Annotated in this window: 18 protein-coding genes; 15 read left to right on the forward strand and 3 right to left on the reverse strand. The window is 46.4% G+C overall.

All coding sequences use genetic code 11. The features are described from left to right. The first annotated feature begins 40 nt into the window (after positions 1-40). The 15 genes from COPRO5265_RS02600 (at position 41) to COPRO5265_RS02670 (ending at position 12,923) form a co-directional block, all read left to right on the forward strand. Positions 41-310 (forward strand): AtpZ/AtpI family protein, encoded by a 270-nt coding sequence (locus COPRO5265_RS02600; RefSeq protein WP_143708092.1) that lies wholly within the window; start codon positions 41-43, stop codon positions 308-310. After that, the gene (gene atpB / locus COPRO5265_RS02605) at positions 303-941 is read left to right on the forward strand and encodes a F0F1 ATP synthase subunit A (RefSeq protein ID WP_012543928.1); all 639 of its coding nucleotides are present in this window, start codon (positions 303-305) and stop codon (positions 939-941) included. Before COPRO5265_RS02600 ends, atpB begins: the two co-directional genes overlap by 8 nt. Beyond that, positions 938-1,177: an ATP synthase F0 subunit C gene (gene atpE, locus COPRO5265_RS02610; RefSeq protein ID WP_012544564.1), complete on the forward strand. Its 240-nt coding sequence runs from the start codon at positions 938-940 to the stop codon at positions 1,175-1,177. The genes atpB and atpE overlap by 4 nt, the downstream gene beginning before the upstream one ends. 29 nt (positions 1,178-1,206) lie before the next feature. Next, complete coding sequence (locus COPRO5265_RS02615) at positions 1,207-1,941, forward strand: ATP synthase F0 subunit B (RefSeq protein WP_012544128.1); 735 nt, start codon at positions 1,207-1,209, stop codon at positions 1,939-1,941. Beyond that, positions 1,931-3,412, forward strand: coding sequence for a F0F1 ATP synthase subunit alpha (atpA, locus tag COPRO5265_RS02620; protein WP_012544315.1), 1,482 nt, complete (start codon positions 1,931-1,933; stop codon positions 3,410-3,412). Before COPRO5265_RS02615 ends, atpA begins: the two co-directional genes overlap by 11 nt. Then, on the forward strand, positions 3,390-4,220 hold the full coding sequence (locus COPRO5265_RS02625; RefSeq protein WP_012544606.1) for a F0F1 ATP synthase subunit gamma: 831 nt from the start codon (positions 3,390-3,392) through the stop codon (positions 4,218-4,220). The genes atpA and COPRO5265_RS02625 overlap by 23 nt, the downstream gene beginning before the upstream one ends. Continuing rightward, positions 4,210-5,565: a F0F1 ATP synthase subunit beta gene (atpD, locus tag COPRO5265_RS02630; RefSeq protein ID WP_012543762.1), complete on the forward strand. Its 1,356-nt coding sequence runs from the start codon at positions 4,210-4,212 to the stop codon at positions 5,563-5,565. Before COPRO5265_RS02625 ends, atpD begins: the two co-directional genes overlap by 11 nt. Continuing rightward, positions 5,558-5,902, forward strand: a complete 345-nt coding sequence (locus tag COPRO5265_RS02635) for a F0F1 ATP synthase subunit epsilon (protein ID WP_041735621.1) — start codon at positions 5,558-5,560, stop codon at positions 5,900-5,902. Before atpD ends, COPRO5265_RS02635 begins: the two co-directional genes overlap by 8 nt. 77 nt (positions 5,903-5,979) lie before the next feature. Beyond that, on the forward strand, positions 5,980-7,194 hold the full coding sequence (locus COPRO5265_RS02640; RefSeq protein ID WP_012543960.1) for a molybdopterin molybdotransferase MoeA: 1,215 nt from the start codon (positions 5,980-5,982) through the stop codon (positions 7,192-7,194). Continuing rightward, positions 7,191-9,035: a substrate-binding domain-containing protein gene (locus COPRO5265_RS02645; protein ID WP_012544365.1), complete on the forward strand. Its 1,845-nt coding sequence runs from the start codon at positions 7,191-7,193 to the stop codon at positions 9,033-9,035. Before COPRO5265_RS02640 ends, COPRO5265_RS02645 begins: the two co-directional genes overlap by 4 nt. A gap of 96 nt (positions 9,036-9,131) precedes the next feature. Continuing rightward, a complete protein-coding gene (locus COPRO5265_RS02650) occupies positions 9,132-10,070 on the forward strand; it encodes a GTP 3',8-cyclase MoaA (RefSeq protein WP_012543542.1) in 939 nt (312 codons plus the stop codon). A 47-nt stretch (positions 10,071-10,117) separates the two neighbouring features. Continuing rightward, positions 10,118-11,383 carry a bifunctional folylpolyglutamate synthase/dihydrofolate synthase gene (locus tag COPRO5265_RS02655; protein WP_107689294.1) on the forward strand — a complete coding sequence of 422 codons (1,266 nt, stop codon included), beginning with the start codon at positions 10,118-10,120 and terminating at the stop codon, positions 11,381-11,383. Further along, entirely contained in the window at positions 11,364-11,882 is a 519-nt protein-coding gene (locus COPRO5265_RS02660) for a cyclic pyranopterin monophosphate synthase MoaC (RefSeq protein ID WP_012543706.1), read from the forward strand. The genes COPRO5265_RS02655 and COPRO5265_RS02660 overlap by 20 nt, the downstream gene beginning before the upstream one ends. Next, on the forward strand, positions 11,867-12,436 hold the full coding sequence (locus COPRO5265_RS02665) for a cyclic pyranopterin monophosphate synthase MoaC (RefSeq protein WP_012543750.1): 570 nt from the start codon (positions 11,867-11,869) through the stop codon (positions 12,434-12,436). Before COPRO5265_RS02660 ends, COPRO5265_RS02665 begins: the two co-directional genes overlap by 16 nt. Next, on the forward strand, positions 12,429-12,923 hold the full coding sequence (locus tag COPRO5265_RS02670) for a MogA/MoaB family molybdenum cofactor biosynthesis protein (protein ID WP_012543919.1): 495 nt from the start codon (positions 12,429-12,431) through the stop codon (positions 12,921-12,923). Before COPRO5265_RS02665 ends, COPRO5265_RS02670 begins: the two co-directional genes overlap by 8 nt. Here COPRO5265_RS02670 and COPRO5265_RS02675 read toward each other — a convergent pair. The 3 genes from COPRO5265_RS02675 to COPRO5265_RS02685 are packed head-to-tail and all read right to left on the reverse strand — an operon-like array spanning position 12,913 to position 16,192. Continuing rightward, positions 12,913-13,782: an ROK family protein gene (locus COPRO5265_RS02675; RefSeq protein ID WP_012544399.1), complete on the reverse strand. Its 870-nt coding sequence runs from the start codon at positions 13,780-13,782 to the stop codon at positions 12,913-12,915. The two genes, COPRO5265_RS02670 and COPRO5265_RS02675, sit on opposite strands and share 11 nt — an antisense overlap. Before the next feature lie 41 nt (positions 13,783-13,823). Then, positions 13,824-15,023 carry an NAD(P)-dependent malic enzyme gene (locus COPRO5265_RS02680; protein ID WP_012544578.1) on the reverse strand — a complete coding sequence of 400 codons (1,200 nt, stop codon included), beginning with the start codon at positions 15,021-15,023 and terminating at the stop codon, positions 13,824-13,826. Beyond that, entirely contained in the window at positions 15,014-16,192 is a 1,179-nt protein-coding gene (locus tag COPRO5265_RS02685) for a sodium ion-translocating decarboxylase subunit beta (RefSeq protein ID WP_012544642.1), read from the reverse strand. The genes COPRO5265_RS02680 and COPRO5265_RS02685 overlap by 10 nt, the downstream gene beginning before the upstream one ends. Between the last annotated feature and the right edge of the window lie 61 nt (positions 16,193-16,253).

Genomic DNA, 16,253 nt, shown 5'->3' on the forward strand with positions numbered 1-16,253 from the left:
TGATGTACTCAGCTGGCAAAAAATGTTCTATAATTTGGGCATGCCAAGAAGGTTTAGAAAAATACGGAAGCAAAGAAAACCTGTAGAAGCTGGATCGGGCAGGTTCTGGGCGGCGTTCAGTGACGCTTACACCTTTGGAGCAACCCTGCTTGTGTCCATGGGTATTTTTGGTGTGGCCGGCTACTACTTGGATCAGTGGTTGGGCACATTACCCACATTTACAGTGGCATTGCTGCTGATTGGCATCTATTTATCTTTTAGAGTTTTTATAAAAGACGTTCTGAAGCGAGGAAGGGTAAGAAATGGGTAATGAACTCACGCTTTCAGTGAACAGTTTTTATTGGAGTTTTGTAGTTACTGGGTTACTGTGGTTACTGTGCTGGTATATAAGCTTGAAGGCAAAGGAAGAGGGCACGTGGAAGTACGCAGTCATGGCTTTATGGAATTGGCTGGTTTCCTATGGAAAAGAACTTCTCGGTGATTATGCTGAGGAAGTTATGCCTTTTCTAGCCACATTTTTTGTTTACATTCTAACGGCGAACTGGTTGGGGCTGCTACCTGGATTTGTAGCTCCCACACGTGACCTATCTGTAACAGTAGGTTTGGCTTTACTTTTGCTCATTTGGATACATGCTTATGCCATAAGAAAAATGGGATGGAAGAAGTATCTTGCTGTGTTTTTCTCTCCGGCGTGGTGGATGTTCCCTTTAAACTTGATGGAACACATAACCAGGTTACTGTCTCTGTCTGTACGTCTTTATGGTAACGTATCAGGTGAACATTTGGCTGTTGCTGTCATATCTTTGCTAGTTCCTTTGATTGCGCCCATACCGTTATTGGGCTTAAGCATGTTTACAGGTTTCATTCAGGCATACATTTTTATGACTCTGGGTATGGCTTATACCGCTGAGTTTTTGGAAGAAGGAGGTCTTTTAACATGAGTAATGTAGTTGCTGCCATTTTATCTGCTGGATGGCCGTTGGGCATTGCAGCTGGATTAGCTGCTTTGGGCATGGGAATAGCTGCGGGAAAGGCTTTTGAGGCCATTTCTCGTCAGCCTGATGCATCTGGAGACATAAGAAGCTTGACGCTTATAGCTTTTGCTTTTATTGAGTCTTTGGTTATCTACGTTCTGGCTGTGGCTTTCTTGATGCTGTTTGTTAGACCAGGCGTTTAGTGAGCAAGTGAAGAGCTGTGTGATGGACTATGACCTTTAACTGGTTTTCGCTAGCAGCAGCCGTTGTTAACTTACTGATTCTTTATTGGATACTTCAGAGATACCTGTTTGGTCCACTGCTGAAGACCATAAAAGACCAGCAAGAGCAGTGGTTACAGAAGGAAAAAGAACTACAGCAGAAAGAACTGGAGATTGCGTCCAGAGAAGAACAATTAGAACATGAGCGACAGGAGCTTGAGTACGAGGTTAGGACGTACTACGAACAGGCCATGAAAGAAATAGAGGCGTTTAAGGAAAATGAGCAGGCCGATGCTAGGAAGAAAGCAGAGACAGTTTATCAACAAATTGTAAATGCGGCTAGAACCGAAGCCGATCGCATTAAGAAAGAAGCCTTGCAGCAGATCGACGATACCATAAAGGACGTTGTGACAAATGTCTACAAAGCATTTTTCCAGGGGCTAAACCACAATGGTGACTTTGTTGCTCTGCTGCTAGAAGGCCGTATTGATGAGATAAAGCCCTTGCTTGGGCAAGGACGTTCATACATCTTTACCAGCTCTCATCCACTTGACGATAAGCAGAAAGCCAGGGTGGAACATGTGCTCCAAGAAAAAGCCGGAGTTGGTGTATCCTCCTTTGAGGTGGATGAAGAGCTTGTTTTGGGCTTTCAGCTTTCCTGGAAAGCTGAGATGATCGAATACTCCCTGGCACAGCAGATCAGAGAGTACGTAAAGATTGAGGAGGCAGAAGGCATTGGAAGTTAAGCGCGAGCTGCCTTTTAGAATTGTTGTTCAGCCCCAAAGGTTGGAGAAGAAATTCTACGGCAGAGTAGTGGCTTACCGTGATGGCATAGCTACGGTGGAGGGCCTGGGAAACATTGGCTACTACGAGACCGTGCAGTTTGAAGAAGGTGCAAAGGGCATTGTCATGGACGTGGACCCCCAGCTTTCCTATGTAGTTACCACCAGTGGTGAAGTCCACATAGGTGAAATGTGTCTGGCCACTGGCGAGGTACCTGCTATACCGGTGGGTTATGATGTGTTGGGAAAGGTGCTGGATCCACTTGGAAACGTCCTGGAGGGCGACACTTTCACTCCTGCTCAGGTTTACCCGGTTGAGCGACCTGCTAAGCCCTTGTATGAAAGGTCTAGGGTCAACGAACCTGTGGAAACAGGTATTGCTGCCATTGACATGCTCATTCCAGTTGGGCACGGGCAAAGAGAGCTAATTTTGGGAGACAGGCAAGTAGGTAAAACCACATTAGCCACTGATATTCTCATAAATCAAAAAGGTAAGGACGTTATAGGCGTTTACGTCAGTATTGGCCAGAAGGTTTCAGATACCGCTGCCATCATTAATAGTTTCAAGGTGAATGATGTCATGGACCAAGTTGTCATGGTTGTAGCCGCAGCTAGCGACCCAGCCATTGTTAGGTTTTTAGCACCTTATGCTGGAGCTTCCATTGCTGAATATTTCATGGAACAAGGCAGAAAAGTAATCATCGTTTTTGATGATCTCTCCAAGCATGCTGTCAGCTACAGGGAACTTACGTTGCTCCTAAGGCGTCCACCGGGCAGAGAAGCTTATCCTGGCGACATCTTTTATGCCCATTCACGACTCTTGGAAAGAGCTGCCAAATTAACCAATGGCGGCTCCATAACAGCTTTTCCTATTTGTGAGACTCAGCTGGGTGATTTTTCAGCATACATTCCCACGAACCTCATCTCCATAACAGATGGTCAGCTGTTCCTTGACAGTGGGCTTTTTAATGCGGGTCGGCGGCCTGCCATAAACATTGGTCTGTCGGTATCCCGTGTAGGTGGGGCGGCACAGTACCCGGCGATAAGAAAGCTTTCTTCGGGTTTGAGATCCACATTGGCGCGCTATGAAGAATTGTCTGAGTTCACAAGATTTGGCGGCAAGTTGGATGATGCTTCTCAAAAAATCTTAAGCCGAGGAGAAAGAACGATTAAGCTTCTTGTACAAGCAGCCCATGAACTGTACAGTTCGTTGGAACAAGCTGCACTACTCGTGCTCCTGAACAATGGGTACTTTGATGCAGCAGATGTGGGCAACGTTAAGGAAGTCTGGAACAGCGTACGCGAGTACTTGAGGACAGAAGTGCCTCAGCTGAAGAGTGTAGACCTCCATGAGCCACTAGACGATGAAACTACCAGGCTCATACTCATGGCTGGCGAGAGGGCGATGAAAATTGGCAAGCTTAATGGAGCTTAGGAGACGTCTTAATACTATCCAAGGTCTCAGTCGCATTTCTCGAGGACTAAGGATTATTAATAGTTATTACATGGCTGGGGTGCGCAGGGATTTTGAGCAAATGGAGGCGTATGACGAAGCGTTGCTAGACAGTGTGGGAGCCATTTTGGGACTACTACCTTCAGAAGTCATTCAGTCTTCTCGATTCATAAATGCTCCTTCGTTGGCTCCGCGCGTAGTCTTGGCTTTTTTCAGCGATGGAGGGCTTTGCGGTAACTACAACGAGCTTGTGACCGAAGGTTTAGTCAGTTTAAAGTTGACGCAAAATGACAGGGTTTACGGTATTGGAACATTGGCTCCTGACAAACTTTCGGACCTTGGCATTAAGCCCGTGGATTACATTGGTGGACTCTATCAGTCTAAGAACACACCGCTTTTGGTGGATTTCTTCTTGGGCATAACTGAGGAGCTTTTCTCAGAACTTTGGCTGGTGTTCGTGCGGTCGGTGCCAGGTAAAGAGGGGCAATACGTTACTCAGAAAGCGAGCCCCATAACCTTGGAAGTGCAAGCGCGACATGGAGAGCTAATTGGAGAGCCCGAGGAGATCATTGATCAGGTATTAAGTTCCTACCTTACTGCAACCATGCTGCGAGCTTTCTACTCAGCTGCGTTTAGTGAGTTTTACATGCGCTGGTCGGCCATGACGCACGCAGAAGATAAAGCAAAAGAACTGGCTGACTCTGTAAAACTGAAGATTTCCCAAACTAGGCAGGAGCGTGTGACTAGGGAGCTACAAGATATAGTAGGTGGTATGAACTATGGAAGGTAAAGTAATAGGTATTCACGGTCCAGTTTTGGACCTTCAGTTCACTGATTACACCCCCTTTGAGCGTGAGCTCATAAAGGTGCGAGACATATTGGTGGAATGCAGAGCACTGTTGGGCGAAGGAAAGGTAAGAACAGTGGCACTGGGTCCTACCGAAGGCATCCGAAGAGGAGATAAAGCTACTGCACTTGGAAAGCCCATGACTATAAAGGTGGGAGAACAGCTCATCGGGCGTGTACTTTCGGGTATTGGAGCTCCACTTGACCAGAAGGAAGAACCCGAAGGTGAAGAACGCAGCGTATTCAACGTTCCACCGCAGGTGACTGCGGTTCTTCCTGTGTCCACTGTTCTGGAAACAGGTATAAAAGCATTGGATCTTCTAGCCCCGTTCCCACGTGGCGGTAAGATTGGTTTATTTGGAGGAGCTGGCGTTGGTAAAACCGTTTTGGTCATGGAGCTCATTCACAACGTCGCCATAAAGCACCGTGGTTACTCCGTATTTGCCGGTGTAGGAGAGCGCACACGTGAGGGGCAAGAGCTGTGGGAAGAGATGAGAGAAAGCGGTGTCATGGACCATTTGGTCATGATTTTTGGTCAGATGAACGAGCCACCCGGTGTTAGGGCAATAACGCCTTACGCTGCTGCTACTGTGGCTGAGTACCTCAGGAGCCAGTATGGTGGTGAAATCCTTTTGTTCATGGACAACATCTTCAGGTATGCTCAGGCAGGTATGGAAGTCTCCACTTTGCTCGGAAGGATGCCATCAGCCATGGGCTACCAGCCCACATTGTTCTCCGAAGTGGCACAAATTGAAGAAAGGATAAACAGTTTGGCTGAGGGCGCTATTACCTCAGTGCAAGCGGTTTATGTACCTGCTGACGACATCACTGACCCCGCACCTGCTACCATCTTTGGGCACCTGGATTCTTCTGTAGTTCTTTCGCGTGCCTTGACTGAAGTGGGTATTTATCCAGCCGTAGATCCGCTGCAAAGCAGTTCAAAAATGCTTGACCCAGAGGTGGTGGGATACAATCACGTACAAGTGGCTGGGCGCGTGAAGGAATTCTTGCAGCGTTATGAAGAACTAAAGGACATCATTGCACTACTTGGTATGGAAGAACTCAGTCCAGAAGATAGAGAAGTTGTACTTAGGGCGAGAAAAATACAAATGTTCTTGAGCCAGCCTTTCTTTGTAGCTGAGGCTTTTTCAGGTGCACCTGGTAAGTACGTGCCTTTAGAGAGAACCGTAGAAGGCTTCAAAGCCATAATCGATGGTAAGCTGGACCATGTACCAGAGAGCGCTCTGTACATGATCGGTGACATTAGCGAGGCTGGTGTTGATGTTTAGGGTGAACATTATAAGTTCCGATCAAATGCTTTTATTTGAGGCAAAATCGGTCATATTACCACTGGTAGATGGTTACATGGGTGTACTCCCTAGACACAGTCCTTTCGTGGCCACGTTGGACGTGGGGTTGGTTACCATAAAAACCGCAGAGGACGAGGAGAAGAATTATGCAGTTGCTGGCGGAGTGGCATCCTTCTCCTCTGGTTTTCTGCGTATCATAACGCCTGCTGTGTATGAAACTGACGATCTGAATACTTTTGTGGAAAAACTGGATGAGGAATACAAAAGAGCTCACGAAGCAAGTCAGCGTTACCGTTCAATAAAGCTGAATCCATAGCCGGCGACTCAAAAATGCTGTACATAATCATGAACAACAGCGTCCCATGATGAGTAAAACTATGCGATAATATTTTCATGGCTTTTTTGAATCTTTTTGACCAACGCAAGCTTTGGGAACTCGCAGAAAAGATTCCATTAGAACCTTTATCCGAGCGAAAGTCAATTTATGATGCATTGGGCTTGGTTTGCGCTGAGGACGTATTGGCACCTGAGGACATACCTCCAAAGGCTCGTTCTGAAGTAGATGGATACGCAGTACGGAGCCGTGATGTCAAAGGGGCTTCTGTGGAAAGGCCATCACTTCTTACGCGTGTGGGTAGCATTGTCGTAGACGAAGTTCCACAGTTTGAGCTTAACCCAGGTGAGTGTGCTTATATTCCTACTGGTGCTATTTTGCCTAAAGGCGCAGATGCTGTTGTAATGATTGAATATGTTGAAGAAAGTGGCAATTATGTGGAGGTTTTTAAGCCTGCTGCACCCTTGGAAAACGTGGTTTCGCCTGGCGAAGACATGAAACAAGGTGATATTGTACTAAAACGTGGTCAGCGCATTACTCCACAGGTAGTTGGATTGCTAAGTTATTTAGGAAAGTTGGAGGTTCAGGTGTACAGGCCTTTAAAGGTATTTGTGGCTGCTACTGGTAACGAAATTGTGGAACCTACTCAAGTACCTAACTTGGGACAGTACCGTGATGCTAACAGCTTAACTGTGTGGTCCATGCTCAAGGAAAGAGGATTTTATGCGCATAGGGGCTCCATTATTCGCGATGAACTCGAAAACATACATGAAGTCATAAATAAAGCTACTCAAAATTACGATGTCATTGTTTTGACTGGTGGTAGCAGTGCAGGCATTAGGGATTTGGTAGTACGTGCGGTGGAAGAAGCTGGTGGTACGGTACTTGCGCACGGGTTCACCATAAAACCTGGAAAACCTACGGTTATTGGCATTGTCAAGGAAAAACTGTTTGTTGGGCTACCAGGCCACCCCATGTCCTGCTTTGTTTCCGCATCACTAATCGTAATGCCTCTGCTCAGAAGGTTACAAGGTGAGAACGTAAAGCCAATGCCACTGCTTAAAGCTCGTTTGCGAACCGCTGTATTCTCCAGAATCGGTGTGGAAGAATGGATTCCGGTCAGGCTCAGCTATGAAGAAGAGCTGTGGGCAGAGCCTGTATTCTCCAAGTCTGGTATGGTAAGCAGCATGGTGCGAAATGAAGGCTTCTTGAGGATACCTCCCGAGTGTGAAGGAATGGAGCCCGGTGAGGTTGTGGAGGTGCTGTTGTTGTGAGAAAGATCTATTACGAAGTGCGAGAACTGGGGGAAGCAAAAGCGATTCTGCGTAACATGTGTCCTCCTTTAAAAGTTGAGACAATACCTGTTCGACAAGCATTAGGCAGAGTAACGGCTGAAGAAATACTGGCGAACCGAAGTGTTCCACATTACATAGCGGCTGCCTACGATGGTTACGCCGTTGATGCTTTAGTTACATATGGCGCTTCTGAAGGACATCCTTTGGAGCTCACTAATTACAGGGTTGTGAGCACGGGAGACGCTTTGGAATTTCGCGAAACCTGCGTAATTCCGCTGGAGGACGTTGTTGATTCTGGTGGTAAGAAGCTCATCTTCAAAGCATTTGCCGAAGGGACTAACGTGAGACAAGTTGGTGAAGACATCATAAAAGGCGACTTAGTGGTTCCTGCGAGGCACTGGCTGGAACCCATGGATATTGCGCTTTTATTGGCTGCGGGTGTTTATGAGGTCCCTGTTCTCAAGAAGCCCTTAGTTCTTCTCATACCCACCGGAGACGAAGTGCGATCCCCTGAGGAAGTCCTTAAGGAAGGAGAAATACCAGAAACCAATTCAGTGTTCATAGTAAATGAGTTAAAGGATTATTTCGATTTCATTGTGCTGCCACCTGTACCCAACAATGTGGACGCACTAAGGTCTGTCATTGACTCTTATTACAATGATGTGGACATCATTGCAACCATTGCAGGGTCATCTTACGGAGAAAGGGACGTGACAGCAAACCTACTGATGGGGCAAGGTTCGGACCCCGATTTACAGCAGCAACTTTACGTACATGGTATAAACATAAAACCAGGCAAGCCCACAATTTTGGCCAGTTATCGTGAAAAACCATTTATTGGATTCCCAGGTTTCCCTGTTTCTACTTGGGTAGTGGCTAAATTTGTGCTCGATAGCTTAGTCGAAAGCTACTATGGCTTATTGCCTCAGTGTTGGCAGCAAGGCAAAGCGCTAAGCGGTAGAAAAATACCCTCTGAGGGAGGAAGTATTGAATTTGTTAGAGGTGTTGTGGGCGCTGCTTCATCGCAAAAGGGATTGGTCTTCATGCCACTTAACCGTGGAGCTGGCGCTATGTCCAGCGTTGTTAGGGCTAACGCCGTATTAACCATCCCAGCAAATTCTGAAGGTTTCACTGAAGGAAGTGAACTTGAACTCCTCATGCGTTATGTGGGTTGGCCACTGCTGGTCGCCTCTGATGATATTGCCCTGAAGTTTCTGCTTAGTGATCTACGCAAGATGGGCGTTTTCCTAAACTATGTCTTTACTGGTTCTTCCACGGCCTTGGAGCTTCTTAGAAAAAATCTGGCAGCAGCAGCAGGAGCACATTTGCTTTGTCCTGATGGTTCGTACAACACCTGCATGGCTCCAGCTAATGCCATCAAAGTACCCTTCGTAAAACGTGAGCAAGGGTTCATGGTTCAGAGAGGTAATCCAAAGGGAATTAAGTCCGTGGAAGACTTAGAACGGTCGGATGTGGTTTTTGTGAACCGCGACAGGGGTTCGGGCACACGCATCTTACTGGATTACTTACTCCAACAAAAGGGCTTAGAACCGGATCACATTAAAGGCTATGATCATGAAGAGTTTTCGCATTTGCGGGTGGGTATGTGCGTGGCAAGTGGGTTAGCTGATGTGGGGCTCGGCATTAAGTTTGCTGCTGACGTTTTGGGACTGGATTTCGTCCCCGTGGCTGAAGAGGAGTATGACTTGTTCTTTCTTTCCGAGTACTCCAATCTAGCAGACACGATTAGTGACTTCATCAAGAGTAAACAGTTCCGCGCTCGTCTTTCCAACATGGGCGGCTACCGTTTAGTTGAATGAGAACACGAGTACCCAGGATAGAGGAGAATACTGCCGTTGAGAGTGAATCAAAATAAAACAAATAAATTAAATAACAGTAAGGAAGTGTAAAGTAAGGTGAAAGACAGCTTTGGCAGGGAAATAAACTATCTTCGAATCTCTGTAACTGACCGCTGCAATTTCGACTGTTTGTATTGCAGCCATCCAGTAGAAATGCTGCCCAGAGAAAGAGTACTTCGTTTTGAAGACATCGTCGTTTTGGTACAGGCAGCCAAGGAGCTTGGCATAAAGAAGGTCAGATTGACTGGCGGTGAGCCACTGCTGCGCAGAGACATTGATAAACTAGTTGCCATGCTTCACGAGTTGGATGTAACAGTGCACACAACAACCAACGGTTTCATGCTAGCGCGTTTAGCCGAGCCTCTAAAAGAAGCAGGTTTAGATGGGTTAAATGTGAGCTTGGATTTTGTTGATGCTGAGAAATTCCGTCAAATCACTGGTGGTGGTGATTTAGCAACAGTTGTGCAGGGAATTGATAAAGCACTCGAGGTTGGTCTGCCTGTAAAATTGAACGCTGTTTTTACTACCATGCACGAAACCAAGGATCTAAAAGAACTGTTGAATTTTGGTAAAGAACGCAATCTGCCTATACGTTTTATTGAGCTCATGCCGAAGAATCTCGGTTCATTTTCTTCTCTTTTTAGGCCAATTGGTGATGCTCAAAGTATGATTGAGAGTTTTACCCAGCTAAGGCCCGTAGGTACTAATGCGGTCAGTGGTGGTCCAGCTGAGTATTATCTGACCGATGACGGTGTAGAAGTTGGCTTTATTGGATTTTTCAGCCTGAACCAATGTAAACAGTGCAACCGCATTCGCGTTACCAGTAGCGGCGCCATTTATCCTTGCCTATTACGGAATGTTAAAGTTGAAGCTTTCGAAAGCATTAAGCAGGGCAAAGAAGCCACCAAAGAGGCTTTACTTAAAGCTGTTTCTATTAAGCCTGTGGCAGGCAATCCTGAGGAAGTTGGGCCTGACATGTCTGAGATTGGTGGTTAAAAAGGGAATGTTTGTAAAGATTAGTAGCAATATGATGAAATGAGGACATGGAAACGGATATGCTAGATGCCTATGAACGCATTAGCGAGGAACTAAACCAAGCTCCATGGTTTGGCCGCACGCCAGACCTTACACGCATGGATGCTCTGCTGGATGAACTGGGTTTACCCCAAGCTAACACAAAGAACATCATCGTAACAGGTACTGACGGCAAGGGTAGTGTGTGCAGCTACCTGCATTCCATTTTGGGCAGGCGCTACAAAGTGGGACGGTTCATATCGCCGCATTTGGAAGAGTGGACTGAACGTATAACCGTGGGAAAAGATGACATTTCCAAAGAGGATTTTGCACGGCTCTATGTTAAGGTCATGGAAGGAGCCAAAAAAGCTTGTCGTGTCAGTGGTGAGATGCCTACTGTTTTTGAGCGCTTGCTTGCCATGGCACTGCTTTACTTTGAAGAGCAGGGCACTGAGTGGAACGTCATAGAAGTAGGCATTGAAGGGCACTACGATTCCACAAACTTGCTACCTGCCAAAGCCGTGGTAGTCACTTCAGTAGGTATGGACCATATGAGATTACTCGGCAACACCATTGAAGAGATTGCAGACGCTATTTCTGCCGCATTTCGTCCCCATGCAGTTGCTGTAATAGGTAAAACTGACCCTGCGGCCATGAACATACTGGAAGTGAACGCAAGAAGGAAAAAAGCTACTGTTTACCGGTACGGTAGAGACTTTTGGTACGATGGGAAGTTTCTCAGTTATTCAGGTAGCTTGGACTTTCAACTTGCTCTTAGGGGCGTTCACCAGTGGTACAACGCTTCAGCTGCCATACAAACAGTGCTGGCGCTGTCAAGTACTGAGCTTAACAACATCGACGCTTCAGATATTCAAGAAGGGCTTCGAGAAGCCTTTTGGCCAGGCAGGATGGAGACTGTAAGGGAGAATCCTCTAATTATCTTGGATGGTGCACACAATCCTCATGCTGCACAGTCGCTGAGAACTTCTTTAGACTTGCTGTATCCCGGTAAGAAATGGAACATCTTTTTCGCTGCCATGAAAGATAAGGATTGGAGATCAGTACTAACACAGTTTCTGGATTTGGCTAACCATGTTTACGTAGTTAGAATGCCCTATGAGAGGGCGGAAAGTCCTGAAACCATCGTGGAGTTCTTGAAAGAAAAAGGTACATCGTCTTCAGTGTGCGAAGAGCAGGATGTAATCAAATGCGATGAAGACGCTTTGGTCTTCGGTTCCCTGTATTTGGTGGGTGATGTGAGGAGGTTAACGAGAAATGCGGTTCACTCATTTTGAAAATGGTCAAGCCATCATGGTTAACATTGGTGAGAAGTCATTATCTCACCGTGTAACAAAGGCTGTCTTATTTGGTACTCGTTTTAGTGTACCTTTGGCAAGGAAAGCCATGACTCTTACGCATGAATTCATACCCATGGCACATCCGTTACCTATTGCACCACTTAATTCCTCGTTTAAACGCAAAGCACAGGTAATTGAAGTGCAGGTTAGCTGCGATTACAAAACAGGATTGGAACTTGAAGCCATCATGGCAGCTGCAGGTTTTATGAAGGAAATACCCTATCTTGGTTTTGCTGCTATTACGCACAAAGAAGGCGGGAAGTCCGGTACCTTAGAAAGGCGAGCACAGATTTATAGAGAAGGCTTTTCTTTCCAGAAGGGAATATGGTACCGCGTGGTGGGCAAGGGGTGGCTAAAAGCCACAGAACATGGTCTCGAGAAAGTGCCAGACTTTCAGCTGGAGGCAGGGGATGTGATACTATGCAGCTTACAGTAACTGCTCAAGGGACTGTAGCCTTTCGTCCTGATAAATTTGACTTAGTGAGCAGCGAGAAGCTCCCTAAGGGGCCTTTCTTGGAGACGGCGCGTTTGGCTGCGTTCCTAGCTGCAAAACGTGATAGTTTTTTTGGTAGCCGAGTATTCATAACTCACATGGAAATTAAGCATCACTGGGGGCCTTCTGAACTTAGTTTTACTGTGAGGCTAGTTGCCGATGGGGATGATGAAAAGGAGATTATGCGTAGGGCTTGGTTCTCCGCATTCGTTTGTTGTTTGACTACTTACGACATGGTAAAGGCCGTAGACCCTGATGCTGTCATTGAAGATGTCGGTATTGTGTCAATAAATGATGAGGATCTTCCTGAAGTGGATTTGAGTCACGCAGACCTCAGTGATTTCCAAGACGGCTACTACTGTGGTTTTTCTCCTACTTTGATTGTGGAAAGAGGACAGATCCGATCTGCCTTTAATGCGCCGTGGAGTAATAGCAATGTACGACTCCGGTGGCTTACGGCAGGTAAGAAATTCAAAGGAGGTTTCTCGGGTGAGTAAATTGACTCCCGTAATTACGTGCTCCATTCTTATCTGTTCAGACAGGTGCTTTCGCGGTGAAAGGGAAGATAAAACAGGTCCCGTATTAAAAGAAACACTGGAACGCTTAGGATATCATGTGCATGATGTGAAGGTTGTCCCAGATGAACTGGACGTCATCGTTGATCAGTTGAAGGAATGGGTACGTCTGGGCATGGATCTCATAATAACTTCTGGTGGCACAGGTGTTGGGCCAAGGGACGTTACCCCTGAAGCCACCATAAAGGTCATTGAGCGAGAAATACCAGGTATGTCATTTGCAGCTTTGATGTTGTCACTTCAGAAAACACCACATGCTGTGTTATCCAGAGCCAAAGCAGGTGTGGCAGGTACCACCTTAATAATAAACCTACCTGGTTCCACAAAAGGTGCTCAAGAGATTATCGAATACTTGGATCCCGCTCTAAAACATGCCGTCCCAATCATACATGGGGAAGTCATCGAGTAAGAGCTTGTTCCACTAATGCAGATGCGCCTAGCAATGCCGCCTCTTTCAGCGTACTAACCACGGTTGGCGTGTCTTTTACGGGTGGCACTGCGCGTCTGCGGATCTCTGCCTCATATATGTCTTGCCATAAGGGGAAGGTTGCGCTGATGCTACCCCCTAGAACGATAATATCGGGGTTCAAAATGTTTGCCAATGATGCACAAGCGATGCCCAGGTAATAACCCAGTCTTTGATAAAGAAAGATTGCCTCTTTGTCTCCACTGCGTGCTCTTTCATGGATTTGTGCACCTGTAAGCTTTTCTCCTGTGCGTTCGCTGTACCATTTTTCTAAAGCCCAACCGCCTGCCAATGACTCCAAGCAGCCATGGGAACCACACGTGCACGCTGGACCTTCTGCTTCTATGACCATGTGTCCGATTTCTAAAGTGGCGCCTCTTTTTGAGCGGAGCAAATCGCCTTCGTAAACAAAACCTCCACCAATGCCAGTACCCAATGTAACACCAAGAACGGATTCAGGTTTGCTACCTAGTTCGTACTTCCAGACCCCCAAAGCAAAAATGTTGGCATCGTTTTCCACGAACACGGGCACATTCAATTCCTCCTGCAAGAGCCTTCCCAATGGAAAGTTCTCCCAGCCAATATTCCCGCCAAATATGACGGTCCCAGTTTCGTAATCCACCTGTCCTGCTACGCCAATGCCCACTCCGTCAATATCTTTATCTTTGATATAGGATGAAATCAAATTGACAATGTTTTCACTGGGGCTGTTAAGAAAACGATCCCTGGCAATGAGTTTTCCGTCTTTGACAATACCCATGTCCACTTTTGTCCCACCCACATCTATTGCCAAAATCTCCATGGAAATCCTCCTCTCTTCATCCAACTTGCTCCTTGATGGTTTTACTTTCGGTTCATTCTCCAGTTAAGTTCTTCAGCCCACATAGAGGCATTTTCTTTACTAGCGCATTTCTTTGAAAAGTGTTCTACCACGGTTCTTGCCACAAACTGATGCACCTCAGAATCCATCTGTGGAACAATACGCTGCTTCTTCATGGCAAGCTCAGAAAGGGCTTTTGCCACCTCTATACCAACTGCTGTGTTGTACTGCTGCTGAGTAACCAATAGCCCCAGCATAAGCCCAGGAAAGATGAGTGAATTATTCACTTGGTTGGGATCATCGGAGCGTCCTGAACCGTATATGGTTACTCCCATGGCACATGCTTCTTCCCGGGATACTTCCGGTACGGGATTAGCCAGTGAAAGCACAGTGTTAGGTTTTTTCATATTCCTCAAATACTCCAGTGGGAAAACGCCAGGACCAGGGCGGGAAGCTGCAATTAAGAATGATGCTCCTTTTAATGCTTCTTCTAAATTACTGCTGCCAAGTTTGTTAGTTTTAGATAAAATGTTTCCCATCCAATGCTGCTGGCTATTTTCACTGTTATAAACCAGGTCTCGATCAACTACTATTACATTTCCTATGTTGCCTAGCAACAGCTCATCAAGCAGCTGTAGGAAGCCCATGTTTGCCGAGCCAGCTCCCAAAAGCACTATTTTTTCGCTTTCTAGCTTTAGTCCTGCCATGGAGGATGAAGCGAGTACAGCTGCTAGCATGATTATTCCTGTACCCTCCATGTCATCGTGTATGATAGGTATGCGCAAAAACTTGCGTGCTTCAGTGAGTACATTGAAAGCATCAGGCTGTTTTATGTCTTCCAAGTTTATGCCACCCAATGAAGGTTCAATGGCACTGAGGAAGGCAAGTATGGCTTCCTCGGTTTCGGCCCTTATGCAAAGCGGAATTGCGTCTATGCCAGCGTAGTATTTGTACAAAACTGCTTTTCCTTCCATGACTGGCAAGCCTGCTTCGGGACCAATATTACCCAGCCCCAAGATGCGCGTTCCGTTGCTTATTACGCCAATGGTGTTCCACCTATTTGTCATATCCCAGACCAAGGCGCTATCAGCAGCTATGCTCTGGCAAGGCTCTGCCACGCCTGGTGTGTAAAACACGTGCAGATTGCGAGCTAAGGGTACTCTAACTCGGAGTTCCCATTTTCCACGGTAAAGCTTATGTAAGAAGGAAGGCGTTATTTCCACTTTCTCACCCCGGTAAATATGATCACCAATACGAGCATGGCAAGCAAGCTTCTGCCGAAAGCTACGCCTGCTATCTGTAAAGGATTGTCAAGTCCAGATAGCACTGTTTGTAGCAAGAACGTACCTGCAAATACGGAGCCTAGTTGTCCAGCCACGTTTGCACTGACTGCGGGGAGCAGTAAAAATGTTGACGGTTCCATCTTCTGCACGTAACGGTGTACTACACGTGCCGCCATGGGGAATGCACTATTTCCTGCTGCACCTAGGGCGGGATTAAAGCTGCGATTCACAATATGCATCACCTTAGCGACCAAAATGCCTGCTGCAATATTCATGATGAAGGCAAACAATCCAATGCCCATAATAGCAAGGGTCTGGAGCTGGAAAAAGGATTCTGCTCTTATCGAGCTTCCTATGAGCATGCCCACGAAGATCGTTGCCACGGGCGCAAGAATTTCCTCAGCTGCTTCCTTTAGCGAAGGGGTTTTTTCATTCTCCTTTAGGAAATAACCAAACACCAAAAATCCCAATAGTGGTAAGGACATAGGAGCGATAAAACCTGCAGTCAGTGTGACGATGAAAGGGAACAAGAGCCTGGCATTTTTGCTAATGTCACCTCTGGCGGTAGTTTGTGCCTTTATCTCATTTCTTGTAACTAGCCCTTTTAACAAAGGTGGGATGAGCAACGGGACAATGGACACATAGCTGTAAGCAGCCATGGAAATGGTACCCACAAGATCAGGTTTTAGTTTCGAAGCCACATAAATAGACGTGGGACCATCAGCAGTTCCAATGCTGGCTATGGATGCTGCACTGGGTATGTCGAATCCAAAAAGAATGGCAACAAAAAATGCGATGAATATGCCCAGTTGTGAAAACAGTCCCAAAATCATGTAGCTTGGATTGGCTATAAGAGGACCAAAGTCCATCATGGCACCCACGCCTATGAAAATAATCAGGGGAAGGAGCTCTGTTTTTATTAGCGCATTGAACATTTGGTCCATGAGGCCGCCTTGCTCTGCCAAAGGACTATTCGGTATGTTCACCATGAACATGAAAAAGCCAATGGGTATGAGTAAAAGCGGTTCCAAATCAAAACGATAAGAAAGGTAGATCAGCAGCAATCCTAAAGCCATCAATCCAATTTGCGACCACAGTAAACTGTCCAAGAATAAACACCTCCTGCGTTCTACAGCATGTATGTTAACATAGCATTGGAGAGGTGAAAAC

The sequence above is a fragment of the Coprothermobacter proteolyticus DSM 5265 genome, assembly GCF_000020945.1.
Taxonomy (GTDB): Bacteria; Coprothermobacterota; Coprothermobacteria; order Coprothermobacterales; family Coprothermobacteraceae; genus Coprothermobacter; species Coprothermobacter proteolyticus.